This is a genomic window from Streptomyces sp. NPDC025618, from assembly GCF_055558795.1.
On sequence record NZ_JBVHLW010000022.1, the window covers coordinates 1 to 25,528 of the forward strand.

27 protein-coding genes and 1 tRNA gene are annotated in these 25,528 nt (G+C 70.9%); 9 read left to right on the forward strand and 19 right to left on the reverse strand.

Annotated elements, in window-relative coordinates:
* Positions 1 to 193: 193 nt before the first annotated feature.
* The 3 genes from ACZ4A5_RS19235 to ACZ4A5_RS19245 all read right to left on the reverse strand — a co-directional run bounded on the left by ACZ4A5_RS19235 (position 194) and on the right by ACZ4A5_RS19245 (position 2,975).
* Entirely contained in the window at positions 194 to 1,135 is a 942-nt protein-coding gene (locus tag ACZ4A5_RS19235; protein WP_467585022.1) for a chaplin, read from the reverse strand.
* Positions 1,136 to 1,276: 141 nt separating this feature from the next.
* On the reverse strand, positions 1,277 to 1,510 hold the full coding sequence (locus ACZ4A5_RS19240; protein ID WP_467585027.1) for a chaplin: 234 nt from the start codon (positions 1,508 to 1,510) through the stop codon (positions 1,277 to 1,279).
* Between the two features lie 130 nt (positions 1,511 to 1,640).
* Positions 1,641 to 2,975, reverse strand: a complete 1,335-nt coding sequence (locus ACZ4A5_RS19245; protein ID WP_467585030.1) for a M20/M25/M40 family metallo-hydrolase — start codon at positions 2,973 to 2,975, stop codon at positions 1,641 to 1,643.
* A 228-nt stretch (positions 2,976 to 3,203) separates the two neighbouring features.
* On the opposite strand from ACZ4A5_RS19245, the gene ACZ4A5_RS19250 reads away from it, so the two are divergent.
* A tRNA-Leu gene (locus tag ACZ4A5_RS19250) sits at positions 3,204 to 3,291 on the forward strand.
* A gap of 88 nt (positions 3,292 to 3,379) precedes the next feature.
* Here ACZ4A5_RS19250 and ACZ4A5_RS19255 read toward each other — a convergent pair.
* Positions 3,380 to 3,775, reverse strand: a complete 396-nt coding sequence (locus ACZ4A5_RS19255; protein ID WP_467585033.1) for a hypothetical protein — start codon at positions 3,773 to 3,775, stop codon at positions 3,380 to 3,382.
* Positions 3,776 to 3,894: 119 nt separating this feature from the next.
* Between ACZ4A5_RS19255 and ACZ4A5_RS19260 the strand changes: the two genes are divergently transcribed.
* Positions 3,895 to 4,569: a recombinase family protein gene (locus tag ACZ4A5_RS19260; protein ID WP_467585035.1), complete on the forward strand. Its 675-nt coding sequence runs from the start codon at positions 3,895 to 3,897 to the stop codon at positions 4,567 to 4,569.
* A 21-nt stretch (positions 4,570 to 4,590) separates the two neighbouring features.
* On the opposite strand, the gene ACZ4A5_RS19265 is transcribed toward ACZ4A5_RS19260, so the two are convergent.
* The 8 genes from ACZ4A5_RS19265 to ddaH all read right to left on the reverse strand — a co-directional run bounded on the left by ACZ4A5_RS19265 (position 4,591) and on the right by ddaH (position 11,037).
* Positions 4,591 to 5,445: a phosphotransferase gene (locus ACZ4A5_RS19265; RefSeq protein ID WP_467585038.1), complete on the reverse strand. Its 855-nt coding sequence runs from the start codon at positions 5,443 to 5,445 to the stop codon at positions 4,591 to 4,593.
* The gene (locus ACZ4A5_RS19270) at positions 5,426 to 6,331 is read right to left on the reverse strand and encodes an aldo/keto reductase (protein WP_467585042.1); all 906 of its coding nucleotides are present in this window, start codon (positions 6,329 to 6,331) and stop codon (positions 5,426 to 5,428) included. Before ACZ4A5_RS19270 ends, ACZ4A5_RS19265 begins: the two co-directional genes overlap by 20 nt.
* Positions 6,328 to 7,515 (reverse strand): cupin domain-containing protein, encoded by a 1,188-nt coding sequence (locus ACZ4A5_RS19275; RefSeq protein WP_467585049.1) that lies wholly within the window; start codon positions 7,513 to 7,515, stop codon positions 6,328 to 6,330. Before ACZ4A5_RS19275 ends, ACZ4A5_RS19270 begins: the two co-directional genes overlap by 4 nt.
* A gap of 14 nt (positions 7,516 to 7,529) precedes the next feature.
* Positions 7,530 to 7,667 carry a hypothetical protein gene (locus tag ACZ4A5_RS19280; protein ID WP_164543625.1) on the reverse strand — a complete coding sequence of 46 codons (138 nt, stop codon included), beginning with the start codon at positions 7,665 to 7,667 and terminating at the stop codon, positions 7,530 to 7,532.
* Positions 7,668 to 8,127: 460 nt separating this feature from the next.
* A complete protein-coding gene (locus ACZ4A5_RS19285) occupies positions 8,128 to 8,961 on the reverse strand; it encodes a helix-turn-helix domain-containing protein (RefSeq protein WP_467585054.1) in 834 nt (277 codons plus the stop codon).
* Positions 8,958 to 9,470, reverse strand: a complete 513-nt coding sequence (locus ACZ4A5_RS19290; protein ID WP_467585057.1) for a DUF6879 family protein — start codon at positions 9,468 to 9,470, stop codon at positions 8,958 to 8,960. The genes ACZ4A5_RS19285 and ACZ4A5_RS19290 overlap by 4 nt, the downstream gene beginning before the upstream one ends.
* Positions 9,454 to 9,666, reverse strand: a complete 213-nt coding sequence (locus ACZ4A5_RS19295; RefSeq protein WP_467585060.1) for a hypothetical protein — start codon at positions 9,664 to 9,666, stop codon at positions 9,454 to 9,456. The genes ACZ4A5_RS19290 and ACZ4A5_RS19295 overlap by 17 nt, the downstream gene beginning before the upstream one ends.
* Positions 9,667 to 10,263: 597 nt before the next feature.
* Positions 10,264 to 11,037: a dimethylargininase gene (gene ddaH, locus ACZ4A5_RS19300; RefSeq protein WP_467585063.1), complete on the reverse strand. Its 774-nt coding sequence runs from the start codon at positions 11,035 to 11,037 to the stop codon at positions 10,264 to 10,266.
* A 55-nt stretch (positions 11,038 to 11,092) separates the two neighbouring features.
* On the opposite strand from ddaH, the gene ACZ4A5_RS19305 reads away from it, so the two are divergent.
* Positions 11,093 to 11,497 (forward strand): (2Fe-2S) ferredoxin domain-containing protein, encoded by a 405-nt coding sequence (locus ACZ4A5_RS19305; protein WP_467585066.1) that lies wholly within the window; start codon positions 11,093 to 11,095, stop codon positions 11,495 to 11,497.
* On the opposite strand, the gene ACZ4A5_RS19310 is transcribed toward ACZ4A5_RS19305, so the two are convergent.
* Both ACZ4A5_RS19310 and ACZ4A5_RS19315 read right to left on the reverse strand, forming a co-directional pair.
* On the reverse strand, positions 11,494 to 13,026 hold the full coding sequence (locus tag ACZ4A5_RS19310; protein ID WP_467585069.1) for an APC family permease: 1,533 nt from the start codon (positions 13,024 to 13,026) through the stop codon (positions 11,494 to 11,496). The genes ACZ4A5_RS19305 and ACZ4A5_RS19310 overlap by 4 nt on opposite strands.
* 51 nt (positions 13,027 to 13,077) lie before the next feature.
* Positions 13,078 to 14,031, reverse strand: coding sequence for a hypothetical protein (locus ACZ4A5_RS19315; RefSeq protein WP_467585072.1), 954 nt, complete (start codon positions 14,029 to 14,031; stop codon positions 13,078 to 13,080).
* A gap of 394 nt (positions 14,032 to 14,425) precedes the next feature.
* On the opposite strand from ACZ4A5_RS19315, the gene ACZ4A5_RS19320 reads away from it, so the two are divergent.
* Positions 14,426 to 15,310 carry a DMT family transporter gene (locus ACZ4A5_RS19320; protein ID WP_467585306.1) on the forward strand — a complete coding sequence of 295 codons (885 nt, stop codon included), beginning with the start codon at positions 14,426 to 14,428 and terminating at the stop codon, positions 15,308 to 15,310.
* Between the two features lie 310 nt (positions 15,311 to 15,620).
* Positions 15,621 to 16,145 (forward strand): NUDIX domain-containing protein, encoded by a 525-nt coding sequence (locus ACZ4A5_RS19325; RefSeq protein ID WP_467585074.1) that lies wholly within the window; start codon positions 15,621 to 15,623, stop codon positions 16,143 to 16,145.
* 48 nt (positions 16,146 to 16,193) lie between these two features.
* Here the strand turns inward: ACZ4A5_RS19325 and ACZ4A5_RS19330 are convergent, their stop codons facing one another.
* Both ACZ4A5_RS19330 and ACZ4A5_RS19335 read right to left on the reverse strand, forming a co-directional pair.
* Positions 16,194 to 17,120: an NADP-dependent oxidoreductase gene (locus ACZ4A5_RS19330; RefSeq protein ID WP_467585077.1), complete on the reverse strand. Its 927-nt coding sequence runs from the start codon at positions 17,118 to 17,120 to the stop codon at positions 16,194 to 16,196.
* Positions 17,121 to 17,154: 34 nt separating this feature from the next.
* Positions 17,155 to 18,645: an MFS transporter gene (locus ACZ4A5_RS19335; RefSeq protein WP_467585080.1), complete on the reverse strand. Its 1,491-nt coding sequence runs from the start codon at positions 18,643 to 18,645 to the stop codon at positions 17,155 to 17,157.
* Between the two features lie 133 nt (positions 18,646 to 18,778).
* On the opposite strand from ACZ4A5_RS19335, the gene ACZ4A5_RS19340 reads away from it, so the two are divergent.
* The 4 genes from ACZ4A5_RS19340 to ACZ4A5_RS19355 all read left to right on the forward strand — a co-directional run bounded on the left by ACZ4A5_RS19340 (position 18,779) and on the right by ACZ4A5_RS19355 (position 22,653).
* The gene (locus ACZ4A5_RS19340; protein WP_398872504.1) at positions 18,779 to 19,219 is read left to right on the forward strand and encodes a MarR family winged helix-turn-helix transcriptional regulator; all 441 of its coding nucleotides are present in this window, start codon (positions 18,779 to 18,781) and stop codon (positions 19,217 to 19,219) included.
* An 88-nt stretch (positions 19,220 to 19,307) separates the two neighbouring features.
* Complete coding sequence (locus ACZ4A5_RS19345) at positions 19,308 to 20,246, forward strand: MBL fold metallo-hydrolase (RefSeq protein ID WP_467585084.1); 939 nt, start codon at positions 19,308 to 19,310, stop codon at positions 20,244 to 20,246.
* Between the two features lie 146 nt (positions 20,247 to 20,392).
* Positions 20,393 to 21,415, forward strand: coding sequence for a phosphotransferase family protein (locus ACZ4A5_RS19350; protein ID WP_467585086.1), 1,023 nt, complete (start codon positions 20,393 to 20,395; stop codon positions 21,413 to 21,415).
* Positions 21,416 to 21,420: 5 nt separating this feature from the next.
* Entirely contained in the window at positions 21,421 to 22,653 is a 1,233-nt protein-coding gene (locus ACZ4A5_RS19355; RefSeq protein ID WP_467585089.1) for an acyl-CoA dehydrogenase family protein, read from the forward strand.
* A gap of 158 nt (positions 22,654 to 22,811) precedes the next feature.
* Here the strand turns inward: ACZ4A5_RS19355 and ACZ4A5_RS19360 are convergent, their stop codons facing one another.
* From ACZ4A5_RS19360 to ACZ4A5_RS19370, 3 genes are all read right to left on the reverse strand, one after another.
* Positions 22,812 to 23,129 (reverse strand): hypothetical protein, encoded by a 318-nt coding sequence (locus tag ACZ4A5_RS19360; protein ID WP_467585092.1) that lies wholly within the window; start codon positions 23,127 to 23,129, stop codon positions 22,812 to 22,814.
* A 99-nt stretch (positions 23,130 to 23,228) separates the two neighbouring features.
* The gene (locus ACZ4A5_RS19365; RefSeq protein ID WP_467585095.1) at positions 23,229 to 23,837 is read right to left on the reverse strand and encodes a TetR/AcrR family transcriptional regulator; all 609 of its coding nucleotides are present in this window, start codon (positions 23,835 to 23,837) and stop codon (positions 23,229 to 23,231) included.
* Positions 23,834 to 25,525 (reverse strand): AMP-binding protein, encoded by a 1,692-nt coding sequence (locus ACZ4A5_RS19370; RefSeq protein WP_467585097.1) that lies wholly within the window; start codon positions 25,523 to 25,525, stop codon positions 23,834 to 23,836. Before ACZ4A5_RS19370 ends, ACZ4A5_RS19365 begins: the two co-directional genes overlap by 4 nt.
* Positions 25,526 to 25,528: the final 3 nt, after the last annotated feature.

Consider the following 25,528-nt stretch of genomic DNA (forward strand, 5'->3'; position numbering starts at 1 on the left):
AGGGGGGGGGGGGGGGGGGGGGGGGTGGTTTTGGGGGGAAGGAGGGTGGGTGGGGTTTTTTTTTTTTTTTTTTTCTTTTTTTTTTTTTCTTCCCCCCCCCCCCCCCACCCCCCCCGACACACCCAACCCCCCCCCCCCCCCCCCCCCCCCCCCCCCCGCTCCGTGCCGAGGCGGTCAGCCCTGTGTGTCCGGATCAGTTCTGCGCGGAGCGGGCGCGGCGGTAGAGCACCGCGCCGCCGAGCAGCAGACCGGCGCTGGCGGCACCGGCCATGCCGAGCTGGCCCGCACCGGTGTGCGCGAGCTGGGCGGCCTTGGTCACCGGGGCGGCGGCGACGTCGAGGACACCGGCCTCCTGGCGCGCGGGCTTCACCGCGGCGGCCGGGTGGACGGCCGGGGCGTGGTGCGCCGGGTGCACGTCGGCCGGCTGGTGACCGGCCGGGTGCTGGGCCGGACCGTGGTCACCGGGCTTGTGGTCACCCGGCTTGTGGTCACCGGGCTTGTGATCGCCCGGCTTGTGGTCACCGGGGTGGTGGTCGCCCGGCTTGTGGCCGTGGTCGTGGTCCTCGTCGCAGGGGGGCTGGTGCTCCCCCGGCTTGCCCGGCGTGTGCGGCGGCCTGTGCTCCCCGCCGTTGTCGCCCCCGCGGTGGTCGTGACCACCGTTGTTGACGCAGTCGTTGCCGGTGGCGGAGTTGCCGACACCGGCGACGTTGACGCTGTTGCCACAGGCGTTGACCGGCACCTCCACCGGCACCTGCGCGGTGTTCCCGGAGATCACGCCGGGCGAACCGACGCTGGCGCCCTGCGCACCCGAGCCGCCGTGGCCGCCGTGCTCACCCCTGCCGTGGTCGTGGTCACCGTGGCCGCCTCCGTGGCCCTGGTGGACGTGGCCGCCACCGCCGTTGAAACAGTGGTTGCCCACGGCGGGGTTGAGGGCCCCGATCACCGTCACGGTGTTGCCACAGGCGTTGACCGGGACGTGCACGGGGACCTGGACGGTGTTGCCGGACGCGACGCCCGGGGAGTTCACCGCGGCACCGCGGGCGCCGGAGTCCGCGGCGGCGATGCCACCGGTCATGGCGATGACGCCGGTCGCGGCCGCCACCGTGATCAGGCTCTTTTTGGTCACGTGTCGCATGATTTCTGTACTGCCTCTCTAGACCTTCTTGCGGGATGCGCGCGGGATGGATACCCACGCGCGAAAGCCCAGCGGCTCCGGAGCAGCGCGAGGCGCACACTCCGGAGCCGCCTTCACACCCTTACGGGTTGAGGCACAACGTCAGTCGTTGACGCACGTGTTGCCAAAGGTGGGGTTCAGCAGCCCGATGATGTTGACCGAGTTTCCGCAGACGTTCACCGGAACCTGGACGGGCGCCTGGATGACGTTGCCGGACACAACGCCGGGCGACTTCACCGCGGCGCCCTGGGCACCCGAGTCGGCGGCGGCGATGCCCGCGCCCGCGAGCACGAGACCACCGGTGGCAGCCGCAGCGGCGGCAACCTTCTTGAGCATTGGATCCTCCTTGTTGGCAATGCGGTCCCAGCCGCGGACCGCACACCTGTAACGACGAGGAGGTAATCGGGCTACGCAACCCTATGATCGTTCACACTTTTCGGTTAACTCAGCACAGATTTACGAACTTTCAGCTCTCATCGAGGAAGCGGTCGAGCACCCGTGCCCCGAACTTCAGCCCTTCCACCGGCACCCGCTCGTCCACACCGTGGAACATCCCGGCGAAATCCAGCTCCGGCGGCAGCTGGAGCGGAGCGAAGCCGAATCCGCGGATGCCGAGGTCGTCGAACGACTTGGCGTCGGTGCCGCCCGAGAGCATGTACGGCACCGCGCGCGCGATCGGGTCCTCGGCCCGCAGGGCCTTCTGCATGGCGTCGACCAGGTCACCGTCGAAGGTCGTCTCCAGCGCCTTGTCCGCGTGCACGTCCTCGCGCTTGACCCGCGGCCCGAGGATCCGGTCGAGGTCGGCGAGGAACTCCTCCTCGTACCCCGGCAGGAAGCGCCCGTCGACGTGCGCGGTGGCCTGGCCCGGGATCACGTTGACCTTGTAGCCCGAGCCCAGCATCGTCGGGGCCGCCGTGTTCCGCAGGGTGGTGCCGATCATCTTGGCGATGCCGCCGAGCTTGACCAGCGTGGTCTCCATGTCGTCCGGGTCGAGCGGGGTGCCGAGCGCGTCGGACAGCTCGTCGAGGAAGGACCGCACGGTCTTGGTCACCCGGACCGGGAACTCGTGCCGCCCCAGCCGCCCGACCGCCTCGCACAGCTCCGTGATCGCGTTGTCGGTGTTGGTCATCGAGCCGTGCCCCGCGGTCCCGTCCACGGTGAGCCGCATCCAGTGCATGCCCTTCTGGGCGGTCTCGACGAGATAGAGGCGCAGGTTCTCGTTGACCGTGAAGGAGAAGCCGCCGACCTCGCTGATCGCCTCGGTGACCCCTTCGAAGAGCCCGGGGTGCTTGTCCACCAGATAGCGGGCGCCGTACACCCCGCCCGCCTCCTCGTCGGCGAGGAAGGCGACCACGACGTCGCGCGGGGGCTTGCGCCCGGAGCGCATGCGGTCGCGGACGACCGCGAGCGTCATCGCGTCCATGTCCTTCATGTCGACCGCGCCGCGCCCCCACAGGCAGCCGTCCGCGATCTCGCCCGCGAAGGGGTGGTGGGTCCAGTCCTCGGCGTTCGCCGGCACGACGTCGGTGTGGCCGTGGATGAGCAGGGCGGGCCGCGACGGGTCCTCGCCCTCGATCCGGGCCACGGTCGAGGCCCGCCCCTTGTGGGACTCGAAGATCTGCGGCTCCAGCCCGACCTCGGCCAGCTTCTCCGCGACGTACTCGGCGGCGGCGCGCTCGCCCGGCCCGGAGTGGTCGCCGTAATTGCTCGTGTCGATGCGGATCAGATCGCGGCAGAGGTCGACGACCTCGTCCTCGGCGCTCCTGCCCGGCCCGTTACCGACGGGCTTCGACTCGCTCACGCTGCCTCCTCTGGTTCGCTGCCGCGTCCCGCCCCCCGCGGGGCGGCCCACGGCGTGGTCCTCCGCCATCCTCTCTCTCCCGTCTCCGCAGCCCAAGGCCGCAATGCTCCCGACATACGCCCGTCACGCCGGCCCGGCCGCCGCGACCGACCGCGTGATCGAGCACTCCAGATCTTTGGTATTGTTTTCCTCGTCGGAAGGGGAACAGCCCGGAAGACAAAACACCTGGTCCGGGTGGCGGAATGGCAGACGCGCTAGCTTGAGGTGCTAGTGCCCTTTATCGGGCGTGGGGGTTCAAGTCCCCCCTCGGACACCAGCTAAGACCCCAGTTCATCTGGGGTCTTTCTGTTTTCTGGGGTGTGGCGTGACCAACCACGTGACCAACAGCCGAGCGAACTTCCTGGTCAGACCAGGGATGACAGGCCGAGATGGCTGACACTCGAAGCGGCCAGCTTCTTCGCTCCTTCGGCGCGACGCCTGCCGTACCGCGCCATGGTGTAGCCCGGCGAGTGGTGCCGGGCGTTGGCTGCGACCTCTACCGGGTTCTCGTGGTTGTCGAGGTCGTTCGTGATCTTCGATGCCCGCCAGTCGTGCAACCGGAAATTCTCCGGCAGGTGCAGACGGTTGCGTGCTGTCCGCCAGCGGGCCGACACCTTCTCGGGGTCCTGCGGTCCGCCTGCCTCGCCCCGGTACAGCTTGAAGCCGTCACGGGCGAACACGAGGTCATGGTCCAACCAGAGATCCCCGAGGCGTTCCCGCTCCGCGTCCTGGCGTTCCTTCTGCCACTTGAGGACGTTCATCAGGGCTTGGCCTACGTAGATGATCGCGTTGTCGTCTCCGTCCTTGGTCAGCTTGCGCAGCCGGTAGGTGTTGCCCGGGCGCTTCGCCCCTCGTGCCGTCTCTCAAGGCGGAACTCACCGTGAAGACCCCGGCCGACCGCAACCCCGGCAAGGCATGGACGCAAGGCGCACCCGTGGTGCAGGCACCCGAGGCGACTCCGGGCGCAGCGATACGTATCGGCTACGCCCGTTGCTCCACGGTCGGGCAGGAACTCCAGTCCCAGTTGGATCTACTCGCCCGTGCCGACTGCAATCGCGTCTTCTCCGAGAAGATCAGCACCCGCGTGAAGGAGCGGCCGGAACTGGAGAAGGCGTTGGCCCTGGCACGGGACATCAAGACGGCTGCGCCGAACCAGCCCGTCATCCTGACCGTGTGCGAGATGAAGCGTCTTGCCCGTAACGCGGCGGAACTCATGACGTTGTCCTCCACCCTGCAAGCGGACGGCATCCAACTGGAACTCCTCTCCGGCCCCTTGCAGGGGGTGTACGACCCGAACGGGGCGGGCGCCATCGTGTTCGCCGTCCTGGCCGTGGCCGCCGAGGTGGAGCGGGAAGGCATCCGGGAGAAGACGTTGGAAGGGCTGGACACTGCGGCCCGCAAGGGCAACCACGGTGGACGCCCCTCCGTCGTGGACGACGACAAGCTAGCCGTAGCCCGCGCCAGGCACGCCAAGGGAGAGAGCGTCACAGCCATCGCTAAGGCCCTGGGGATCTCCCGAGCCACCTTGTACCGGCACATCGGTGAGAGCGCCTGAGACAGGCGCACAGAGGCGCAGTCAGGCACTCACCTCCGAGTGCACCGGGACGGGCGGGCGGACACCGGTGAGGGCTTCCGCGCGGGCAACGAGGCGGGGTGCAAGCTCGGGGTACCAGCCACGGGCTACGGCTTGCAGCATCTCCGCCAGGGCCGCGAGCTCCCCGATTCGACCAGCCGGGGTGTCGAGGACCGCCGCGAACTCCATGCGGATGCGGGCGGCAACGTCGGGCACGAGCAAGCTGTTCGCGTGGAGGAGCCCCGCGTCATAGCCGAAGGGCACCAAGCCCCACCGCTCCCAGTCCAGCAGGATCAACGGCGGAACCGTGAGGTTCCCCCAGTGCAGGTCACCGTGACCGGTCACCCGCTCCACCTTGGCAGGGGCCGGGACGCCAAGGAACTGGGGGAAGGCCCGTTCGATCCACCCATCCCGGACGGTTGTCTTCACACCCTCCGCTTCAGCGAGCAAAGCAAGGGCTTGGCGAAGGTCCGCCCACCACTCGTCAGGCAACCCCGGGTCGTGGTCGATGTCGGCCCGGTCCGGGGACACCACGGGTTGTGTGAGGTAATCCAGGACTTCCGCCTCGAAAGCCCACTCGCCGTCAGTCCAGTCGTGCACCCCGTGCAGGCGAGGGCGCGGGACGCCGTCAGGCACCAGCTCCGAGGCACCGACGATGCCCTCCCCCTCCTTCCTGCCCGCGTTCCTCTTCGCCGTCCGGCTCACCCGTAGCCACCGGTCCCCCGCTCGGCGCCCGAGGGTGACACCGAGGAAGCCCCACGCCAGCGGGCCCGTACATGTGAGCCCCAGTGCCTTGGCCGCCCGGCCGTGGGCAGCCTCCATCAGGGCCTGTACCTCCTCATTCAGAGGCGAGTTCATCCGTTACCTTCCTGAGTTCCTGGGCCGTCAGAGGCGCAGCCAGAGCCTTGGCCACATCGTCCCAGTGGTCGCGGGTGCTCGCGGAAGTCAGGACGACATCGAGGCCAGGGCACGAGCCAGCGGCCAGCATGGCAGCGGCTGCGGACGACAGGCCGGGCCGGATGAGGTTCACCAGTTCGGGTGTCATGGCACCGAGGAGTTCGCCCCCGTGCAGGGGCGCGGAGCCGAACGTGATCAGCCCCGCGTCCTTCGCCTGCACCAGCGGTCCGCCACCGTTCAGGGCCTGCGTGATCGGGGCATCCATGATCAGGCTGACGGGCATCTGCAAGCCGGTGAAGTGGTGCTCGGCGGAACCCGCCGCCTGCCGGGCGAGTGCGAGCAACTCGGGCACGCTGAACGCTCCGGAGGTCAGGCCCGACCATGTGGCGACGCCGTACCCGCCGATCCTGCCCGCATGGGCGAACTCCTCCAGCGCCGTGAAGACTTCCCGCACACACCCGCGCAGAGCCGCACGGTCAAGGCTCTTGCCGTGGTGCTCCGGGTTGTGCACGAACGCCAGGTCCACGCGCCCGAGCGCGGCCAACGAACGCTCCGTCTGCCAGCGCACGAAGCCCCGTTCAAGGCTGTGCCTACCTGCCGCCGCTTCTCGTGTGAGCACGCCCTCAGCCAGTGCGGTGCGGCCCTGCTCCTCCGTGAAGAACCCCGTCTTCGTGGCTACCCGAACGGTCGGGAACTCTCCGAGCACCGGGCGCAGCTCCTCATGCGCCCGACCATGGCCGTAGTTGGGTGCCGTGTCCACCCACGGGCTACCGGCGGCCAGGGCGGTGCGCGCCGCCTGACTGACGGCACGCACGCGGTATGTCCCCAGGGAGAGCGCGGCGGTCACAGCGCCGTCCCCACCACTGCGGCGGCATGGCCGTCGATGAGGACGGAGACCAGTTCGGCCACCTCCTTGACTTCCAGTCCGGCGGAGTCAGCCATCTCGCCCAGCGTGGTCGGCTGGTTGGTCAGCAGCGTGCCCAATGCGGGAGCGGCGGACTCGGCGAAGTCCCAGGCGGTACCGGCCGCCGAGAAGGTGACCGTGCCCTGTTCGCGGTTCGCCGTCAGGCGACCCCTCGGAGCGGTGAGCTTGACCGTGATCTCCCCCCGTGCGGGCAGTCCGTCCACGTACGGCAGGGACGGAATCGCGTGTCCCAGGTCGGTCGTGTCGATCGATTCTGCCCACCGCTCCACGAGGCGCGGGTCCGCCATCATGTCGGCCACCTCCCGGCGTACGGCGTCGACGAAGTCCGACTGTTCCGCCAGCGAGCCGAAGCGCGGAATGTCCCTGCGCAGCGCGAGGGACGCCCGGAGCTGATCGACGACCCACAGCATCAGGTCAGCGCCCGTGTGCGGGACCATGCCGAATGTGAGGTGAAGGGATTCCGTCCCCTGGTCAGCGGTGACCGCGTGCCACCAGCCGCGCGGCAGGTAGAGCACGTCACCCGGGGACAGAACGAGGTCCGCCACCGGGTCGCCCTCCGGCTCCTCCGGCGACTCCACGTCCCGGAAGGTGGGCGCCTCACGGGTCATCCCCCACAGGCGCCACCGCTTCGAGCCGTGCAGTTGGACCACCACCACATCGTGGTCGTCCCAGTGCCGGCCGAAGCCCTCCCGCTCGGTCCACGAGGCGTACACGTTGGCCTGCACGGAAGTCCCGAGGAAGCGCTCCAGCCCCTCCGCAACCGCCCCCACAGCGGGGTGGATCTTCTCCACCGCGTCGAGGACCAGCGACGCCCCGTCTCTGAGCTGGGCGTGGAAGTCGGACGGTTGGATGCGGGACCAGGTGACCGCTCGGCGGTTAGTGGTCGGGGTCGCGTAGCGGTGCAGCGGCACCATCTCGCCATCGACTGACAGGCGCAGGCGGGGCGGCTCCAGCCGCTGCGTTGCGATGATCCGGTTCAGGTCGTCCCAGGAGAACAGGCCCGCCGTGTCGGCGACTCCGGGGAAATGCGCGTAGGAGCGGTGGTACGTCTGGGCGAGGAACTTGTCCCCGCCCAGACGCCCCGCCCACGAGGCTGCATCAAGCACCGTGGGCGCTCCCGTCAGTCGTTGCCGTCGGAACGGCCACTGCTGACGTCCGACTCCTGCTCGGCGCGGGTGCGCGCGGCCACGATCTTCCGCTTCGCGACGAGCAGTCCACCCCCCTCGGGGGTCACCGAAGTGGTGTTCTCTTCCACCATCGGACTACCTCTCTCTTGGGAACTCCCACCGGGAATCCGGCAGGAAGCAAGAGGGGACAGCGACGAGCGCGGCGGTCACCGGGTCGCAAGAGTTCCGGCGAGGACCAGGGCCAGGCCGCCGAGGATCATCGCCAGGTAGAGCGGACCTGCGTACCGGCCAAAGCGGCGCAGCACCCACCGCCCTAAGCCAGACATCACGCCGCCCCCGGCGACAGACGCCCCGTGCACCGAGGGCACCCGCACGGCGGGTACTTGGTCGGTGAACCCACGATCACCGCGTTGCGCGGGTTCACCTTCACCGTGCGCACCGGGCCGTACGTCCTACCGCCGTCGTACGACACCCGCAGAGCCATGCGCCCGCCGTCGCGGTTTCTCGTTCCTCGCTCGGTCGCCGTCATGGGGGAAATCATTGACCCGGAAAGCGGCGGCTGTGTAGTTCTTTCCCGTCATGGACTAAAGATCATGAACGGCAAGCGGCAGACCATTCCGCCAACAAGGCTCGCGCTTCGTTACCGAACGACGCATAACCCTCTAGCGTGGAGAACAGCTCCAAGTGCATTTGGATGTCTCTTGGATCTCTCAGGATCACGACACCGGTCGTGTTCTCCACAGTGGCCAGCGTGTTGTCATAGATGGTGAAGGTATCCATCGGAGCCATGGGCTTGTGTCCCGCGATTGGGATGACGCCGAGCTTCACGTTCGTAAGGTGAGTCAGTGAGGCCAGTCGGTCAATCTGCATCGCCATCGCAGCCGGGGGCAGGAGCGGCCACCTCACAGCCTGCTCAGTCAGGATGAAGGTAAACCACTTCTTCGTGTCGTAAAGAACCTCCTGCCGCTCCAGCTTCCTCGCGATTGTCTTAGTGGCATCGGCCGGGGAATGGGCAAGGCTGGCGCGGATGTACTCAGGGGTGGACAGCAGTCCTGTAATCATCGAGAGCAGGAAAAAGCGGAACTCCGTAGACGATGATTCAAGGGCCGCAAGTTCAGTCTGCTTCTTCTCCAGGCCCCTACGCCGCAGCGAGCGAAGGTCTTGCCATTCGGTGTTGGCCAGCCTTGCGAGGGCAATGACCTCCTCGATGACCTCGGGCGGAGCAACAACGGCCCGGAGGATTCTCTCCAGGTCGAGCAGGCTTGGCAGGACTTTCCCATTCTCGATCCGACTGATCTTCGATTGGGACATGTTGCAACGCCGAGCGAGCCGGTCCCCAGTGAGGCCGGCTCGCTTGCGTAGTTCTTTCAGCAAGGCCGCCAGTTCCTGTTTTGGCTGCCCCAACTGCTCAGGATCGAACGTCACCCGCTCACGTACTCCAGGAATGGAACCGACTCGGCAACGGCAATCCGCTTCCACTGCCGGTACGACTCCGGATCACCCTCGTGCAGTTCCCGGTTTATCTGCGTCCCGTCTGCCCGGTAGTTCATCAGGACCACCTTGGACTCATCGAACATCCAGAAATCCTGATCCGGAAGTCCCGGGTTCTCCCGGTCCGTGAGGTCGAGGATGCGGATATCCTCGCCCACCTTCACGTGGTGCCGGTAGTAATACTCGAACTCGAACCGAAGGTAGTCCGAGAGCGGGCGGGTCACGACGTGCACCCTGCCGACGCTCTTTCCTTCCGAGGCCCATTGCCGGAGCTCGTCCATCCAGGCCGACGTGTAATCGTCGGGGGATTTCTCCCCAGCGAGGAAGCGCTTCAGCTTCTCCGCTTCCTGGGGCATGGTATAGACGGGCAACGTTTCCAGCCGCCACGCCTCACGCTCCATGGAATCGAAGCAGTCATTCCACGCTTCACCATCCAAGTGCACGAACAGCCTCCCTCAGAACGTGCTCGGGAATCTTCACCAGCGCCTCACCGGCCGGAGGCTGGAACGCGGCGCACTGATCGCCCTGGACGACAATCCCGCCATCCGTCTCGTCGCGGTAGACGTTCGGGCAGTCCTTCTCTCCGCACTCGCCGTTGCCACTGCCCGTGAGCCGGGTAAGCGCCGCGCGTTCAGACATGCCAAACCCCCTCGCTCTGGCCCTGCTTGGGCCGCCTGCGAACGACCGTAGAGGGGGGTGGCGCACTGCGTCCATGCATGAACGCGACTATGCGTGTTCTTGCATAAACAGGTCCCCAACCGGCCCAGCCCACCCCAGGTACGTGGCCATGCACTTGCCCGTGCACACTGGGCGTAGCCCGTGGCGCCGTCCGGGAAGCCTGACCAGGGACGGACGCCTCGGAGGAGGGTTGGTCACGTGACCAACGCATGACCAACAGGGACCCGAGAGGGCCTGAAACAGCAGGAAAGAAGAGGAGAAACGCCCGCCGAAATCAAGCCTGTCGACGGACGTTTCCCCAGGTCAGAGCAGTTGTGGGCTGGTGCCCGAGTGGAGAGTTCAAGTCCCCCCTCGGACACCAGCTAAGACCCCAGTTCATCTGGGGTCTTTTGCGTTTCCGGGCGGTGGCGTGACCCACCATGTGCCGACGGCCCGGCGATTACGCCCCCTTGGACCGGCGTCGGTCCACCGCATATCCGCCAGTTCGGCTGCCGGCCGGGGCAGGCCGCTGATTCCCGCCGTGAAGACCGGCCCCTCGCGCGCTCCGAGCCCCGCCGGTCAGCGCACCCGTACCGAGAGGCACGTCACGCAGCCCTCCAGTTTTTCGAATTCCGTGATGTCCACCGGGACCGGGTGGAGGCCGTGGGTCGCGAGGAGGGCCGCGGTGCGGGGGGCGTTCGACGAGAGGAGGACGTGGGGGCCGCCCAGGAGGACCACGTGGGCGCCGGGCTCCTCCGGGACGGGGAGGAAGCGGGGGAAGCGGGACACGAGGGAGGAGTCGGCCACGAGGGGCGGGTGGCCGAGGGCCGTGCCGTCGGGGAGGGCGGTGACCGCGGACTTCAGGTGGAGGACCTTCTCCACCGGTACGGGCACCACGCGCGCGCCCAGCGGTTCGAAGGCGGCGCGGAGTTGGCGTATCCCCTCGGCGTCCGTGCGGCCGCTCCTGCCGACGTAGACCGTGTCGCCGACCTTGAGGACGTCTCCCCCGTCGAGCGTGCCGGGCGCGCGGACGTGGTGGACGGTGAGGCCGAGCGCCTTCGCGGCCTCCTCGGCACCGGCGGTCTCGGGGCGGCGGGAGGGCGCCGCGGAGCGGGCGATGAGGGCGGCGGTGCGGAAGACGACCATCGCGTCCTCGATGAACACCGCGTCCGGGCAGTCGTCGGCGGGCGGCACCTCGACCGTCCGCCAGCCGTGGTCGCGCAGCGCCCCGCAGTAGTCGTCCCACTGCCGCAGGGCGAGTGAGGTGTCGACGGGGGTGCGTGCGATATGGGTGACCAGGCCCTCGGCGAGGCGCGGGCCGGGACGGCGGACCAGGGCGGTTCTGCCGGGCATATGGGCTTCCTCTCCACGGGGGTTGAGCGGTACGGGCGTGCGTATCATCTGCCTGATGATCTCCAAACGTGCCCGTCGCGCCGCCCCGGAAACCGCTCCCTGCCGGATCACCGTGTGCCGTGGCTGCTGCTGCGGCGACCCGCGGAAGGTGCCCGGGGTGGACCACGCGGGGCAGACGGCCCGGCTGCGGGCGGCCGTCGGGGACGCGGCGCGGGTGCGGGTGTCGGAGTGTCTCGACGTCTGCGACCAGGCGAATGTGATGGTCGTGCAGCCGTCGGCCGCGGGCCGGGCGGCGGGTGGCCGGCCGGTCTGGCTGGGCCTGGTCAACGACGACGACGCGCTGGCCGACATAGCGGCGTGGGTACGGTCGGGGGGACCGGGGGTGGCCGACCCGCCGGGGGTGCTGGATCTCTACGAGTTCACCGCGTCGCGGCGGGTCGGCAAGGGGCTCGACGGCTAGCGGCCGGGCCCGGCCGAGGCCGTCGCCGCCTTCTCCAGCTGGAACGCCTCGTTGCCGAGGCCGATGCCGGCGTGGACGGCGGGGCGTACGTGCTTGAGGACGACGCCGAAGCCGGTCCCGGCGACGACCGCGGCGCCGATGATGCCCGGCAGGATCCAGCGCAGCGGCGAGCCGGGGTCGGCGCCGAGGAGGACGTAGAAGTCCCTGACCGCGTACCAGGCGATGACGATCAGCGCGAGGCCCGCGATGCCGGAGGCGATGAGGCGGGGGGCCTGGGCGCGGGCGGCGCCGCGGCGTACGAAGAAGGCGATGACGGCGGCGGACGCGGCGGCCATGAGCACGATGACGCCGAGGGCGCCGACGTTGCCGCTCCAGGTGAAGAGCCGCTGCACGGGAGCGGTCGGGTCGCCGTGGGGTCCGCTGTCGGTGAGCGCGAAGAGCAGGACGGCGAGGACCGAGACGGCGCTCTGGAGCAGTGAGCCGTGGGCGGGCGCGCCGCTGCCCCTGGTCGTGCGGCCCATGGCGGCGGGGAGCAGGCCCTCGCGGCCCATGGCGAAGACGTAGCGGGCGACGACGTTGTGGAAGCTGAGCAGTGCGGCGAACATGCCGGTCACGTAGAAGACGTGCATGACGTCGGTGACGGCTCCGCCGAGCCGGTCCCGGGTGAGGGCGAAGAGGAGGTTCGGGCCCTGCTCGCGGGCGAGGCCGACGACGCGGCCGGGGCCCGCGGCGACGCTCAGCGCCCAGGAGCTGACGGCGAAGAAGAGGGCGACGAAGCCGACGGCGAGGAAGGTCACCCGGGCGACGACGACCTGGGGCCTGCTGGTCTCCTCGGCGTAGACGGCGGCCTGTTCGAAGCCGACGAAGGCGGCGATGGTGAAGCAGAGCGCGGTGCCGAGGCCGCCGCCGCCGAGGGTCGTGGGGTCGAAGGCGTGGAAGGAGACGCCTTCCTCGCCGGGGGCGGTGACGCCGGCGAGGTCGAAGACGGCGACCATGGCGCACTCGACGAGCAGGAGGACGCCGAGGAGCCTGGCGTTGAGGTCTGTCTTCAGCCGGCCGAGGACGCCGACGGCGAGGGCGGCGGCGAGGGCGGGCACCCACCAGGCGACGCTGATGCCGAGGTGCTCGTCGAGGAGGCCGGCGAGCTCGAAGCCGAAGATGCCGTAGATGCCGAACTGGAGGGTGCTGTAGGCGACCAGGGCGACGACGGAGGCGGCCGCTCCGGCGGTGCCGCCGAGGCCGCGGGCGATATAGGCGTAGAAGGCGCCGGCGTTGTGGACGTGGCGGCTCATCTCGGCGTAGCCGAGGCTGAAGAGGGTCAGCACCACGCCGAGGATGACGAAGAGCAGGGGCTGGCCGACGACCCCCATCGTGCCGTACGTGGTGGGCATGACGCCCACCGTCACCATCAGGGGCGCGCTGGCGGCGACCACGGAGAGCAGGAGGCCGGCGGGCCCCATCCGGTCGGCGCGCAGCCGTCTGCCCTGGCCCTTGAAGGTGCTGATCTCGCTCGTCGTGCCCGTCGGCATGGCGGGGGCGTCCTTCCCGTGGGTGAGCGGGGCGGTCGTGCCTGTGCGGGGTCAGGCCGCGCCGAGCGCGGTCCGGCGGGCGGCCTGGAACGCCTTGCGCGCGTCCCCGTCGGGGTACGACCAGGGGGCGTGCGTGGCGTGCGGGCCGATGCGGGTGAGGAGGGCGGCGGCCTCGGCCGGGCGGCCTTCGTGGAGCTTGGCGTGGGCGAGGTAGTTGAGGTCGACCTTGCGGCGGGGGTGGGCCGTGCCGTCGTCGACGTCCCATTCGAGCCACCAGTCGAAGGCGGCCTTCATGACCTGGCGGGCCCGGCGGGTGGTCCAGTGGCCGGAGCGGGCGGGGTCGTGGGGCTCGACGCCGGAGCGGGCGAGTACGCGGTAGCGCTCGGCGTGGGCGACGACGGGGAGCACGGCCAGGGGCGAGTCGGCGGGTGCCTGCTCGGCGGCCCAGGAGGCGAAGTCGTAGACCTCGTGGAGAGGGTCGGCGCGGTCGCCCGTCTGGTGTTCGGCGAGGCAGGCGGCCATGAGGTGGTGGGCGTGGTGGTGATCGCGGTGGCGGGCGCGCACCTGGTCGAAGGCGCGGACGCGCTCGTCGGCGGTGCCGGTGCGGCGGGCGAGGATGAGGATGCCGAGCCAGGGGGTGGGGTCGGCGGGGGCCATCCTGGCCGCGGTGAGGCAGGCGGCGCGGGCGATCTCGGGGATCTCCCGGCCGCGCACGGCCCGGAAGACGGTGGCGCAGGCGAGGAGCGCGGCGGCGTCGGGGCTGTCGGGCTCGGCGAGCTGCCACTCGCGGGCCCAGGCGGTGCTGGCGGTGCCCTCGGCGAGGACGACGAGGCGGTGGCCGCGCCGGTCCCAGTCGTCGCCGGTCTCGGCGAGGAGCCGACGGGCCCCGGCCCAGCGGCCGCGGGCGAGGGCGTCACGGGCGGTGGCGAGCGCGGTGTCGTCCAGGGCCGGGTCGAAGGCCGGTCCGTCCTTGTTCCGTGGGCGGCCCAAGGGCGGTGGCGTCATCGGCGGAGATCCTCCACGGGCTGCTGCCCCTCCCGGCGCCCGCGCGAGGCGTCATCGAAATCCACCACTTCGGTCACGCACAGCAAAGCGGTAGTCACGGCTCCGAGTCAAGGGTGATCTTGGAACTGACAGCACCTCAACTCACCACCCCTCAGATCGGGTTACGCTCCGGCGGCTCGCCCGGATCAGAGGACGTCCACCACCGCCCGGACGTACGGTGGAGTGGTGACCGGAAGGGCATTTTTCGCATATATGTTCTATACGCCATGGGAGGGAACGCGGGAGGGAATGCACGGCCGAAAGACGGGTACCCGGCCGTCACACCCTCCCCGGAGCGGCTATCGTTTTTCTGTCAAGTCCCCTACGACCCAGCGGTCTTGAGGTGCGCGACGTGATGGTCTTCGCCTTCGCCGTGAGTGCGGCCTGCTGCCTGGGCGTCGGCTTCGTCTATCAGCAGAGCGCGGCGCAGCGGGCCCCGATGAGCGATTTCCTCTCCCTCCGGCTGCTGCTCGACCTCGTCCGGATGCCGCAGTGGCTGGTCGGCATCGCGTTGATGATCGTCGGGATGGTGCTCGGTGCGATCGCGCTCGGGCAGGGCGAGATCTCCCTGGTGGAACCGCTGCTGGCGACGAACCTGCTGTTCGCCATGGCCCTCTCCCGCTGGCGCACCCGGCAGCCGCTCGGCGCCACGGGCTGGTGCGGGCTGTGGCTGCTGGCGGGCGGGGTGACGGCCTTCATCGTCGCGGGCCGCCCGCACGGCGGCGACTCGGTGACCGATCCGCTGCGGCACTGGCTGATCATCGGCCTGATGGTGGGCTCGGCCCTGCTGCTCGCGACGGTCTCCAAGCGGCTGCGGATGAGCGTGGAGGCGGCGCTGCTGGCGGTCGCGGCGGGCCTGCTCTACGGCGTGCAGGACGCCCTCACCCGGGTCAGCGGCCAGCGGCTCGCGCACGGCGGCTGGACGACGCTGGTGGTGAGCTGGCAGCCGTACGGGGTCTTCGCGCTGGGTGTCACGGCGCTGGTCCTGGTGCAGAGCGCCTTCGAGACGGCGCCGCTGCGGCTGTCGCTGCCCGCCCTGACCGCGGCCCAGCCGCTGGCCGGGATCGCCTGCGGCGTGGGCTTCCTGGGCGACCGGCTGCGGACGACGCCGGGGGCGCTGGCCTGGGAGGCGGCGGGGCTGGTGGCGATCGTGGTCGGCATCGTGCTGATCGGACGGCATCCGGCCATGCCGTCCGGCTCCGCCGCGCCTGATCGGGTGCGGGATCTTCAGCCGCATTAGGGGAGCGGGTTTGTTGTGCGCCTGCGGCGGGCTTGTTCCCCAGCCCCGCCCCTTCCCGAAGCTGGGGGCAAGCCCCCAGACCCCCTACAACACGCTTCGCCGCGTTGTCCTCAAACGCCGGACGGGCTGAATATTCAGCCCGTTGGGGGCACCTCTGGGGGCACCCCCGGACGGAGTCTGGGGGAGGTAGCTGGGGGGAGTTTGAGGACGCGCCCGCAGGGCGCTGGGGTCCGGGGTCTCCCCGGTTTCGGGAAGGGGCGGGGCAGGGGAAACAAAGCCCCCGCCACGCGCCGGCTGATTGGATGGGCGTATGACCGATCCGCAGCCTCAGCCAGCTGACGAAGTGCTGGACATCGTCGATGAGCAGGACCGCGTCGTGGGGCAGGCCCCGCGCGGGGAAGCGTATGCGCGCGGCCTGCGCCACCGTTGCGTGTTCGTGCGGGCCCGGGACGCGCGGGGGCGGATCTTCGTGCACCGCCGTACGGCGCACAAGCTCGTCTTTCCCTCGCGCTACGACATGTTCGTGGGCGGCGTCGTCGGGGCCGGCGAGTCCTACGACGAGGCGGCCCTGCGCGAGGCGGAGGAGGAGCTGGGCGTCACCGGGCTCCCCGCGCCGACGCCTCTGTTCCGCTTCCTCTACGACGCGCCGGGGCAGTCGTGGTGGTCGGCGGTGTACGAGGTCCGGTGCGACGCGGCCGTCTCACCGCAGGAGTCGGAGGTGGCCTGGCACGCGTTCCTCTCCGACGAGGAGCTTCAGGCCCGGCTCCCGGAGTGGGACTGGGTGCCGGACGGGCTCGCGGCGTACCGCCTGCTGCGCGAGCACGACGCCGGCTGAGCACGCGCGAGGTCCCCCGGCCCTCGCCGGGGGACCTTCGGCCGGTGGTCAGTCCACCGTCACCACGATCTTGCCGCGCGTGTGGCCCGCCGCGTTGAGCCGCTGCGCGTCCGCCGTCTTCTCCAGCGGGAACACCTTTGCGACCTCGACCGTGAGCGCGCCGCTCTCCGCCAGTTCCGTCAGGGCCGTGAGGTCGGCCGCGTCGGGGCGGACGAAGACATAGCGGCCGCCGAGGCCGAGCACGGACGGGTCGGCGATGGAGGCGATGCGGCCGCCTTCCGCGAGGAGGGCCGGGGAGACGGTGAGCGCCTCGCCGCCCGCCAGGTCGAGGACGGCGTCGACGCCGGAGGGGGCCAGCGCGCGTACGCGGTCGGCCAGCCCTTCGCCGTAGACGACCGGCTCGGCGCCGAGGCCGCGCAGGTAGTCGTGGTTGCGCTCGCTCGCGGTGCCGATCACCCGCGCGCCCAGGTGGCGGGCGATCTGGACGGCCATGGAGCCGACGCCGCCCGCCGCCGCGTGGACCAGCACGGTCTCGCCCTCTCCCACCCGGAGCGCCTTGACCAGCGACTGGTAAGCGGTCAGGCCCGCGAGCGGGAGCCCGGCGGCCTGCTCGAAGGTCAGGTTCGCCGGCTTGCGGGCGAGGGTCCGCACGGGGGCGGCGACGTACTCCGCGAAGGTGCCGCGGGAGAGGAAGTCCTCGCGTACGTAGCCGATGACCTCGTCACCGACGGCGAACTCGCCGACGTCGGCGCCGGGCTGCACCACCACGCCGGAGACGTCCCACCCGGGGATGACGGGGAAGACGGCGTCCAGAGCCGCGTCGAGGTAGCCGGCCTGCGCCTTCCAGTCGACGGGGTTGACCGCGGCGGCCTTGACCTTGATCAGGACGGAGTCGGGGCCGACCTTGGGGTCGGGCCGCTCGCCGTACTCCAGGACCTCGGGTCCGCCGTAGCTGCGGTAGCTGATGGCCTTCATGGTGGTGCTCCTCGTGGGGGGTGCGAACAGCGGGTCAGACGGTGGCGCGTGCGGTCTCAGCGTCCTTCGCGGGGGCCTGGCCCGCCACCTCGGAACGCAGGGTGTGGATCTTGCGCAGACCCAGTCCGGCCACGACCGCGACCAGCAGGAGCGCGACGCCCGCGATGACGAAGGTCAGCGTGAACTGGCTCTCGGCGGGCAGCTTGGGGGCGCCCGGCGGCAGGTGCTCGATGCTCTTGGAGGCCAGCACCGTGGTGATCATCGCGGAGCCGATGGCACTGCCGGTGGAGCGGGAGATGGAGTTGATGCCGTTGGCTATGCCGGTCTGGTGGTGCGGCACGCTGGAGACGATCACGGCCGGCATGGCGGCGTAGCCGAAGCTGATGGCCGCGCCGACGAGGATGCCGGCGGCGATCACGGAGAACGCGTGGTCGTGGTCGAGCGTGATCCACGCGAAGCCCGCGGTGCCGAAGAGCGAGGCGAGCAGCAGGACCAGGCGCGGGCCCTTGTGGCGGACGAGCTGGCCGCCGACCGGGGCGGCGAGCAGCGAGACGATGGTGCTGGGCAGCAGGAATTCGACGGAGGCGCGCAGGACGCTGGCGTCGAAGCCGTAGCCCGCGATCTTCGACGGCATCTGCACGAGGTAGGAGACGCCGATGAAGAGGGCGAAGGAGCCGAAGCCGACGAGCAGTCCGGAGAGGTTGGCGAAGAGCACCGGGCGGTGGGCGAACATCTTCATGTCGACCAGCGGCTCGCTCACCTTGCGCTCGACGAGCGTCCACACGGCGGCCATGACGACGGCGCCGGCGAAGCAGCCGATCGTCCGGGCGGAGGACCAGCCCCACTCGTGGCCCTGGGTGATGGGCAGCAGGAGCAGGACGAGCGTGGCGGCGAGGCTGAGCGCGCCGAGGACGTCGGTGCGGCCGCCGGTGGTCTCCCGGGTGGCGGGCACGAGGAAGACGACGGCGATCAGCGCGAGCGCGGCGAGGCCGGTGGCCAGCCAGAAGGCGCTGCGGTAGTCGGGGTTGTCGCCGGAGGTGAGCAGGCCGGTGGCGACGAGCGCGAGGCCGCTGCCGAAGGCGAGGGTGCCGCTGACCATGGCCATGGCGCCGGGCAGCTTGGCGGGGCGCACCTCCTCGCGGAGCACGGAGAGCGCGAGCGGGAAGATCGCGGTGGCGGCGCCCTGGAGCACCCGGCCGACGATCAGCCACAGCAGGGAGTGGGTGACGGCGGCGAGCACGGAGCCCGCGACCATCACGACCAGCACGCCGACGAGGGTCTTCTTCTTGCCGTGCTGGTCGCCGAAGCGGCCGAGCAGCGGGGTGAAGACGGCGGCGGAGAGCAGGGTGGCGGTCGTGACCCAGCTGACGTTGGCCGGGGTCGTGCCGAGGTCCTTCTGGATGAGTCCGAGGATCGGTACGACCAGCGTCTGCATCATCGAGACGACCATGGCGGCGAGGCTCAGGGCGAAGACGATGACCGTCTCGTTGCGTCTTCCGCTCTCGGCGGCGGCTGGGGAGCTCATGCGGGGAATCCTCCGGATTGCTTCACGACATTGATGCTTGAGATCGTCAAGCAACCAGGGAAGGCTAGGCCCGAATACTTCAGGTAGTCAAGTTAATGTTTCATTACCTCAAGCTCTTGAGTAGACTCGAGGCATGACCGCCACTCCTCCCCGGACCCCGACCAAGGCCCAGCTCCTGGAGCTGGTGGCGGCGCTCGGCACCGCCCAGTGGCAGGACTTCGCCGCCGCCGCGGCCCGCCAGGGCCTCACCTCCGTGCAGGCCAAGCTCCTCGCCCAGCTCAAGGGCCCGGTCCCGATGCGCGGCCTGGCCACCCTGCTGGTCTGCGACGCCTCGAACGTCACCGGCATCGTGGACCGCCTGGAGGCGCGCGGGCTCGTCCGCCGCGAGGCGGACCCGGCCGACCGGCGGGTGAAGAACGTCGTGGCCACCGACGAGGGCCACGAGATCATCCGCCGTGTGCGCGCCGAGATGCAGGCCACCCACAGCGCGCTCGACGCACTGGACGAGGAGGAGCGCGCCACGCTCTACGGCCTGCTGGAGCGGCTCCGCCCGGGCATGGAGCGGCGCGGCTGACGGCTGTCCCCTTGATCGCCCCGCGCCCGTATTCTGACGGTCAGTCCGTTCCGCGCACTCGGCGCGGACGGCGAGGGGAGGTCCTTCGATGTCCAGCACCACCGTGTCGCCCGTCGGCACCGCTGCGACGGAGCCGTACACCGTCGAGCTCGCGCCGGGTGTCCGCGCGTTCATCCAGCCCGACGGCGGCTGGTGCCTCAACAACGCCGGGATCATCAGCTCCGGCGGCCGCACGGTCCTGATCGACACGGCGGCGACCGAGCGGCGCGCGCGGCTGCTGCGCGACACCGCCACGGCGCACGGCGCGGCACCGCCCACGACCGTCGTCAACACCCATCACCACGGCGACCACACCTACGGCAACTGCGTCTTCCCCGAGGCCACGATCATCGGCCACACCGGCTGCCGCGAGGAGACCCTCGCGGTGGGCTTCCAGCTGCACGGCCAGTGGCCCTGGATCGACTACGGCGACATCGCCATCACGCCCGCCTTCGTCACGTACGACGACTCGCTCACCCTGCACGTCGGGGACACCGAGCTGCGGCTGATCCACCCGGGCCCGGCGCACACCATCGGCGACACGATCGTCCACCTGCCGCAGGAGGGCATCGTCTTCACCGGTGACCTGGTCTTCAACGGCGGCACCCCCTTCATCCCCATGGGCTCCCTCGCCGGGTCGCTGCGTGCCCTGGAGGTGCTGCGGGGCCTGGACGCCGAGAGGGTCGTGCCGGGGCACGGCCCGGTCACCGACCCGGGCGTCTACGACGTACTCGAACGCTACTTCCGCTGGCTCCAGGACCTGGCGGCGACCGAGTACGCCGCGGGCCGCACCCCACTGGAGGCCGCGCGGCGCGCGGACCTCGGCGAGTTCGCGCACCTGCACGAGAGCGAGCGGCTGGTGGGCAACCTCCACCGCGCGTACGCCGAGCTCGACGGCCTGCCGCTGGGGGTCCAGCTCGATCTGCCCCTGGTGCTCGGTGACATGCGGACGATGAACGGCGGGAAGCCCCTCACCTGCCACGCCTGACGCGCGCACGGCGGTGGCGGATTGTCGCCGGGAGGTCTGGACGGCATACCGACCGGTCGGCATGATGATCCCGGACCGGTGCCGCGCCCGCCGCGGCCCCGGCCCGACCGCGTCCGCGCGCTCAATTCCCCATGGAGGAGCACTCGATGAGCAAGGGCAATCCCCCCGGACTCGACCTGGACCGGCTGCGCGGGTATCTGGAGCGGGAGCTCCCGGGGCTGGTGCGCGGGCCGCTGAGCGCCGAGCTGATCGAGGGCGGCCGCTCCAACCTCACCTACGCCGTCACCGACGGCACCGGCCGCTGGGTGGTGCGCCGTCCGCCGCTCGGGCATGTGCTGGCCACCGCGCACGACATGGCGCGCGAGCACCGGGTGATCAGCGCGCTGCACCCGACTCCCGTGCCGGTGCCCCGGGCGCTGCTGCTGTGCGCGGACGAGAGCGTCCTGGGAGCGCCGTTCTATGTGATGGAGTTCGTGGCCGGCACGCCGTACCGCTCGGCGGAGCAGCTGGCCGCGCTCGGCCCCGAGCGCACCCGCCGGGTCGCCCTCGGGCTGGCCGACACCCTCGTGGAGCTGCACGCCGTGGACCCGGCCGCGGCCGGGCTCGCGGACTTCGGGCGGCCGGAGGGCTTCCTGGAGCGGCAGTTGCGGCGCTGGGGCAAGCAGCTGGCGGCCTCGCGCGAGCGCGAGCTGCCCGGCATCGACGAGCTCCACACGGCCCTGGCGGCGGCGCTGCCCGCCTCGCCCGCGCCCACCGTCGTGCACGGTGACTACCGCCTGGACAACGTCCTCGTCGGCGCCGACGACACCGTGCGGGCGGTCCTCGACTGGGAGATGTCCACGCTCGGCGACCCGCTGACCGACCTCGGCCTGCTGGTGATGTACTGCGAGCAGCGGCCCGTGCCCGGCTCGCCCATCGCCACCACCCGCGAGGCCCCGGGCCACCCGGAGCCCGCGGAGCTGGTGGAGCGGTACGCGGCCGGGTCGGGCCGCGACGTCTCGGCACTGCCGTGGTACACCGCCTTCGCCTATTTCAAGCTCGCCGTGATCCTCGAAGGCATCCACTACCGCTACACCCTCGGGCAGACCGTGGGGCCGGGCTTCGACCGCATCGGGCAGCTCGTACCGCTCTTCATCGGCAACGGCCTCACCACCCTTCAGGAGGGCTGAGCACCATGGACTTCGCATTCGACGCCCGCACGGAAGAGCTGCGCGGCGAGCTGCTGGCCTTCATGGACGAGCACGTCTACCCGGCCGAGGCGACCGCCGAGGAACAGCGCGCCGCGCTCGCCTCCCCCTGGGACACTCCCCCGGTCGTCGAGGAGCTCAAGGCGGAGGCCCGGCGGCGGGGGCTCTGGAACCTGTTCTTCGTGGACCAGCACAGCCGGCCCGGCGCGGCGTACGGGGCCGGGCTGACCAATCTCCAGTACGCGCCGCTCGCCGAGATCACCGGCCGCAGCCCGCACCTCGCGCCCACCGCCCTGAACTGCGCGGCCCCGGACACGGGGAACATGGAGCTGCTCGCGCAGTTCGGCACCGAGGAGCAGCGCGAGCGGTGGCTGGAGCCGCTGCTCGCGGGCGAGATCCGGTCGGCGTTCGCGATGACCGAGCCGGAGGTCGCCTCCTCGGACGCCACCAACGTCGAGACGCGGATCGAGCGCGACGGCGACGACTACGTCATCACCGGCCGCAAGTGGTACATCTCCGGTGCGATGTACCCCGGTTGCGAGATCTTCATCGTCATGGGGAAGACGGATCCGGAGGGGGCGGACCCGCGCCGCCAGCAGTCGATGGTCCTCGTCCCCCGGGATACGCCCGGCCTGGAGATCCGCCGGGCGATGCGGGTCTACGGCTTCGAGGACCACGCCCACGGCGGCCACGCGGAGATCGTCCTCGACGGGGTGCGCGTCCCGGCGACGAACCTCGTCGGCGAGGAGGGCGGCGGCTTCGCCATCGCCCAGGCGCGGCTGGGGCCGGGCCGGATCCACCACTGCATGCGGCTGATCGGCATGGCCGAGCGCGCGATCGAGCTGATGTGCCGGCGGGCCGTCTCCCGGACGGCCTTCGGCAAGCCGCTCGCCCGGCAGGGCGTGGTGCAGGAGTGGATCGCGGACTCCCGGGTCGCCGTGGAGCAGCTGCGGCTGCTGGTGCTCAAGACGGCGTGGCTGATGGACACGGTCGGCAACCGCGGTGCGCACACGGAGATCCAGGCCATCAAGATCGCGACGCCGCGGACGGTGGCCGGCATCATCGACCGGGCCGTCCAGCTGCACGGGGCGGGCGGCGTGAGCCAGGACTTCCCGCTGGCGGAGCTGTGGGCGGCGGCACGGACGCTGCGCCTGGCGGACGGGCCGGACGAAGTCCATCAGCGGTCCTTGGCGCGGCGGGAGTTGCGGCGGTACGTCTAGTCCGACGCGGTGGCAGTGGCTGATCCGAGCGGCCGGCCACGGGTCCTGTCGTCCGCACGACCGCTACGCGGCGGTGTCCTCGAACGCCGGACGGGCCGGCTGTGCCTGGTGTGGGTGCACAAGCACAGCCCGTCCGGCGTCGAGGTGACGCCACGGACTCAGTGCGCGCTGAACTTCACGCTGGAGAACGACGTGTCCGACGGGCCGTGCTCGCCCCTGGCGAGCCGCTTGGAGGCCCCGTCACACTTCTTGCCGGTGTAGATGGTGACCGGGCCCGCCGTCCCGTTGTACGCACCGCGAGCTTCCTGACTCATCGTCAGGCACTTGCCGTCCGGCGGGTTCTCGACGAAGAAGGGCTTGCCCTTGGGGCCCACCCACGTGAACGAGCCCTTCGAGGCGATGGCTGTGCCCGGGGGCACGGCCATGGCGAGGGCGAGGCCCGCGAGGGCGACGGCGACAGGACGGAAAAGGCGCATCCCTGATCCTTTTTCTCGACAGCAGACGAAAGGGCCGAAAGGCCCTTCATCCGCTCAACGACGCCCGGCCCCGCACGACACGCACCACGCGGACCGGGATCAGGGGCGCAGCGCGCGCAGCAGCAGATCCGCCAGGTGGTCGGCCACCTGGGCCGCGGTCAGGGCGCCTTCGGGGCGGTACCAGTTCGCCAGGTGGTGGACGGAGCCGAAGTGGTAGTCGACGACGAGATCCGCCGGGATGGCCGTGCTGAAGACGCCCGCGCGCTGGCCCTCCTCGACCAGGGCACGGAAGCGCTCGTGGTAGCGGCGCCGTTCGGCGCGCACCTGCCGGTGCTTCTCCGGGCCCAGGTGGTGCATCGAGCGGAAGAAGATCTTCGTGTCGTCGAGGTTCTCGATGGTGGTGACCACGACATCCGCGGCGGCGTCCCGCAGCCTGCGCTCCACGGGCGCGTCCGCGCACGCGAAGGCGTCCAGCCGCTCCTGCTGGAGCCGCAGGACCCGGCCGTAGACCTCGTGCAGCAGGTCGTCCTTGGAGCCGAAGTAGTGGTAGAGGGCGCCCTTGGTGACGCCCGCCGCCTCGACGATCTCCTGGACGGACGTGCGGTCGTAGCCCTGGTCCGCGAAGAGCCGGGTGGCGGCGGCCAGCAGCCGCTGCGGTACGGGCCTCGTGCCGCCCTCCGGCGTTCCCGCCGTCACCGTTCTGGTCATGCGCCACCTGTCTTCCCTTGTCGTGCCGCGGGATCCTCGCGCAGCTCCCGCCGGAGGATCTTGCCACTGGTCGTCCTGGGCAGGTCGGCGAGGACGAGCACCTCACGCGGGACCTTGTACGCCGCGAGCCGCTCCCGGCAGTGCGCGACCAGCGCCGCCGGCTCGGGCGCGGCGCCGGGGCGGAGGCTGACGTACGCCCGGACGGTCTCGCCGCGGTAGTCGTCCGGCACCCCGACGACGGCCGCCTCCCGGACGGCGGGGTGGGTGTAGAGGACGTCCTCCACCTCGCGGGGCCAGACCTTGAAGCCGGAGGCGTTGATCATGTCCTTCTTGCGGTCGACCACATAGAGCCAGCCGTCGTGGTCCATGAACCCGATGTCGCCGGTGCGCAGTTCACCGCCGGGGAGGGCTGCGGCGGTGTCCTCGGGGCGCCGCCAGTAGCCGGGGACGACCTGGGGACCGCTGACCACGATCTCGCCGTGCCCGCCGAAGGGCACCTCCGCGCCGCGCTCGTCCAGGACGCGCACGAGCGTCCCCGGGCCGGGCACGCCGACGGCGAGGGTGCCGGTGGCCGGGTCGACCGGGGCCTCGGTGCCGGGCGGGACGGAGGCCGTGGTGGCGGTGGTCTCGGTGAGGCCGTAGCCGTTGTGGAGGTAGTGGCCGGAGACTGTGCGGAACCGTTCCACCAGGGCCGGTGGCAGGGGCGCGCCGCCGGAGGAGACCAGGCGGAAGGAGGCGAAGTGGTCCCGGCCGACGCCCGGCTGGGCCAGGAGGGCCATGAAGGCGGTGGCGGGGCCGATGGTGTAGGCCGGGCGGTGTTCGAGGAACGCGTCGAGCACCACCGCCGCGTCGAAGCGGTGGGCGAGGGCGAGCGTGCCCGCGTTGACCAGGCAGGAGCCGAGCTCGGCGACCATGCCGGTGATGTGGAAGAGCGGGGCGAGGGCGAAGTAGACGGAGCCGTCGGGCAGTCCGGAGCCGATGCGCGCCCGCTCGGCGTTGTGGGCGATGTTGCCATGGGTGTTGACGGCGCCCTTGGGGGCCCCGGTGGTGCCCGAGGTGTAGCTGATGAGGGCCACGTCCTGGGGGCCGAGGCCGGGGCCGGCCGGCGGGCGGGCCCCGGAGCGCGCGGCGGCCAGCAGGTCCTCGGCGCCGTCCGGCGGCGGCATGCGCTCGCCGCGCAGCACCCGCGCGTCGTCGCGTGTCTGGAGGCCGAAGGGGCAGACGGTGAAGGCGATGCGGGCGGCCGAGGCGGCCGCGACGTCCCGCAGGAACTCCGCCCAGGCTCGGTCCCGGCAGATCAGCGCGGTGGCGCCGGAGTCGTCGAGGATGTGCCGGACCTCGCCCGCCTTGAACATGGGGTTCACCGGCACGACGATGCCGCCGGCCTTCCAGACGGCGAGGACGGCGAGCACGAAGTGCGGGGTGTTCTGGAGCATGACCGCGGCCCGGTCGCCCGGCCGGAAGCCGCAGGCCACGAGCCGGCCCGCGAGCGCGCCGGACAGCTCGTCGGTCTCGCGGTAGGTCATCCGCCCGTCGAAGTAGGCGAGCGCGTGCCGGTCCGGGGCGCGCCGCACGGTGGCGGCGAAGGCGTGCGGCACCGTCGGCGGCGGCGTGCCCGGGACCCGCTGGGCGGGCGCGAGCCGCGCGAGCCAGGGCGCGTCCCGGTAGGAGGGGGTCGTCGGCGTCATGGT

Coding starts and splice junctions, on each gene's coding strand:
- ACZ4A5_RS19235 (WP_467585022.1), bottom strand. CDS start 1,135: ATGCGACACGTGACCAAAAAGAGCCTGATCACGGTGGCGGCCGCGACC.
- ACZ4A5_RS19240 (WP_467585027.1), bottom strand. CDS start 1,510: ATGCTCAAGAAGGTTGCCGCCGCTGCGGCTGCCACCGGTGGTCTCGTG.
- ACZ4A5_RS19255 (WP_467585033.1), bottom strand. CDS start 3,775: ATGAACGTCCTCAAGTGGCAGAAGGAACGCCAGGACGCGGAGCGGGAA.
- ACZ4A5_RS19265 (WP_467585038.1), bottom strand. CDS start 5,445: ATGAACTCGCCTCTGAATGAGGAGGTACAGGCCCTGATGGAGGCTGCC.
- ACZ4A5_RS19280 (WP_164543625.1), bottom strand. CDS start 7,667: ATGGTGGAAGAGAACACCACTTCGGTGACCCCCGAGGGGGGTGGACTG.
- ACZ4A5_RS19295 (WP_467585060.1), bottom strand. CDS start 9,666: ATGTCTGAACGCGCGGCGCTTACCCGGCTCACGGGCAGTGGCAACGGC.
- ddaH (WP_467585063.1), bottom strand. CDS start 11,037: ATGCCCGGCAGAACCGCCCTGGTCCGCCGTCCCGGCCCGCGCCTCGCC.
- ACZ4A5_RS19305 (WP_467585066.1), top strand. CDS start 11,093: ATGATCTCCAAACGTGCCCGTCGCGCCGCCCCGGAAACCGCTCCCTGC.
- ACZ4A5_RS19310 (WP_467585069.1), bottom strand. CDS start 13,026: ATGCCGACGGGCACGACGAGCGAGATCAGCACCTTCAAGGGCCAGGGC.
- ACZ4A5_RS19315 (WP_467585072.1), bottom strand. CDS start 14,031: ATGACGCCACCGCCCTTGGGCCGCCCACGGAACAAGGACGGACCGGCC.
- ACZ4A5_RS19320 (WP_467585306.1), top strand. CDS start 14,426: ATGGTCTTCGCCTTCGCCGTGAGTGCGGCCTGCTGCCTGGGCGTCGGC.
- ACZ4A5_RS19325 (WP_467585074.1), top strand. CDS start 15,621: ATGACCGATCCGCAGCCTCAGCCAGCTGACGAAGTGCTGGACATCGTC.
- ACZ4A5_RS19330 (WP_467585077.1), bottom strand. CDS start 17,120: ATGAAGGCCATCAGCTACCGCAGCTACGGCGGACCCGAGGTCCTGGAG.
- ACZ4A5_RS19335 (WP_467585080.1), bottom strand. CDS start 18,645: ATGAGCTCCCCAGCCGCCGCCGAGAGCGGAAGACGCAACGAGACGGTC.
- ACZ4A5_RS19340 (WP_398872504.1), top strand. CDS start 18,779: ATGACCGCCACTCCTCCCCGGACCCCGACCAAGGCCCAGCTCCTGGAG.
- ACZ4A5_RS19345 (WP_467585084.1), top strand. CDS start 19,308: ATGTCCAGCACCACCGTGTCGCCCGTCGGCACCGCTGCGACGGAGCCG.
- ACZ4A5_RS19350 (WP_467585086.1), top strand. CDS start 20,393: ATGAGCAAGGGCAATCCCCCCGGACTCGACCTGGACCGGCTGCGCGGG.
- ACZ4A5_RS19355 (WP_467585089.1), top strand. CDS start 21,421: ATGGACTTCGCATTCGACGCCCGCACGGAAGAGCTGCGCGGCGAGCTG.
- ACZ4A5_RS19360 (WP_467585092.1), bottom strand. CDS start 23,129: ATGCGCCTTTTCCGTCCTGTCGCCGTCGCCCTCGCGGGCCTCGCCCTC.
- ACZ4A5_RS19365 (WP_467585095.1), bottom strand. CDS start 23,837: ATGACCAGAACGGTGACGGCGGGAACGCCGGAGGGCGGCACGAGGCCC.
- ACZ4A5_RS19370 (WP_467585097.1), bottom strand. CDS start 25,525: ATGACGCCGACGACCCCCTCCTACCGGGACGCGCCCTGGCTCGCGCGG.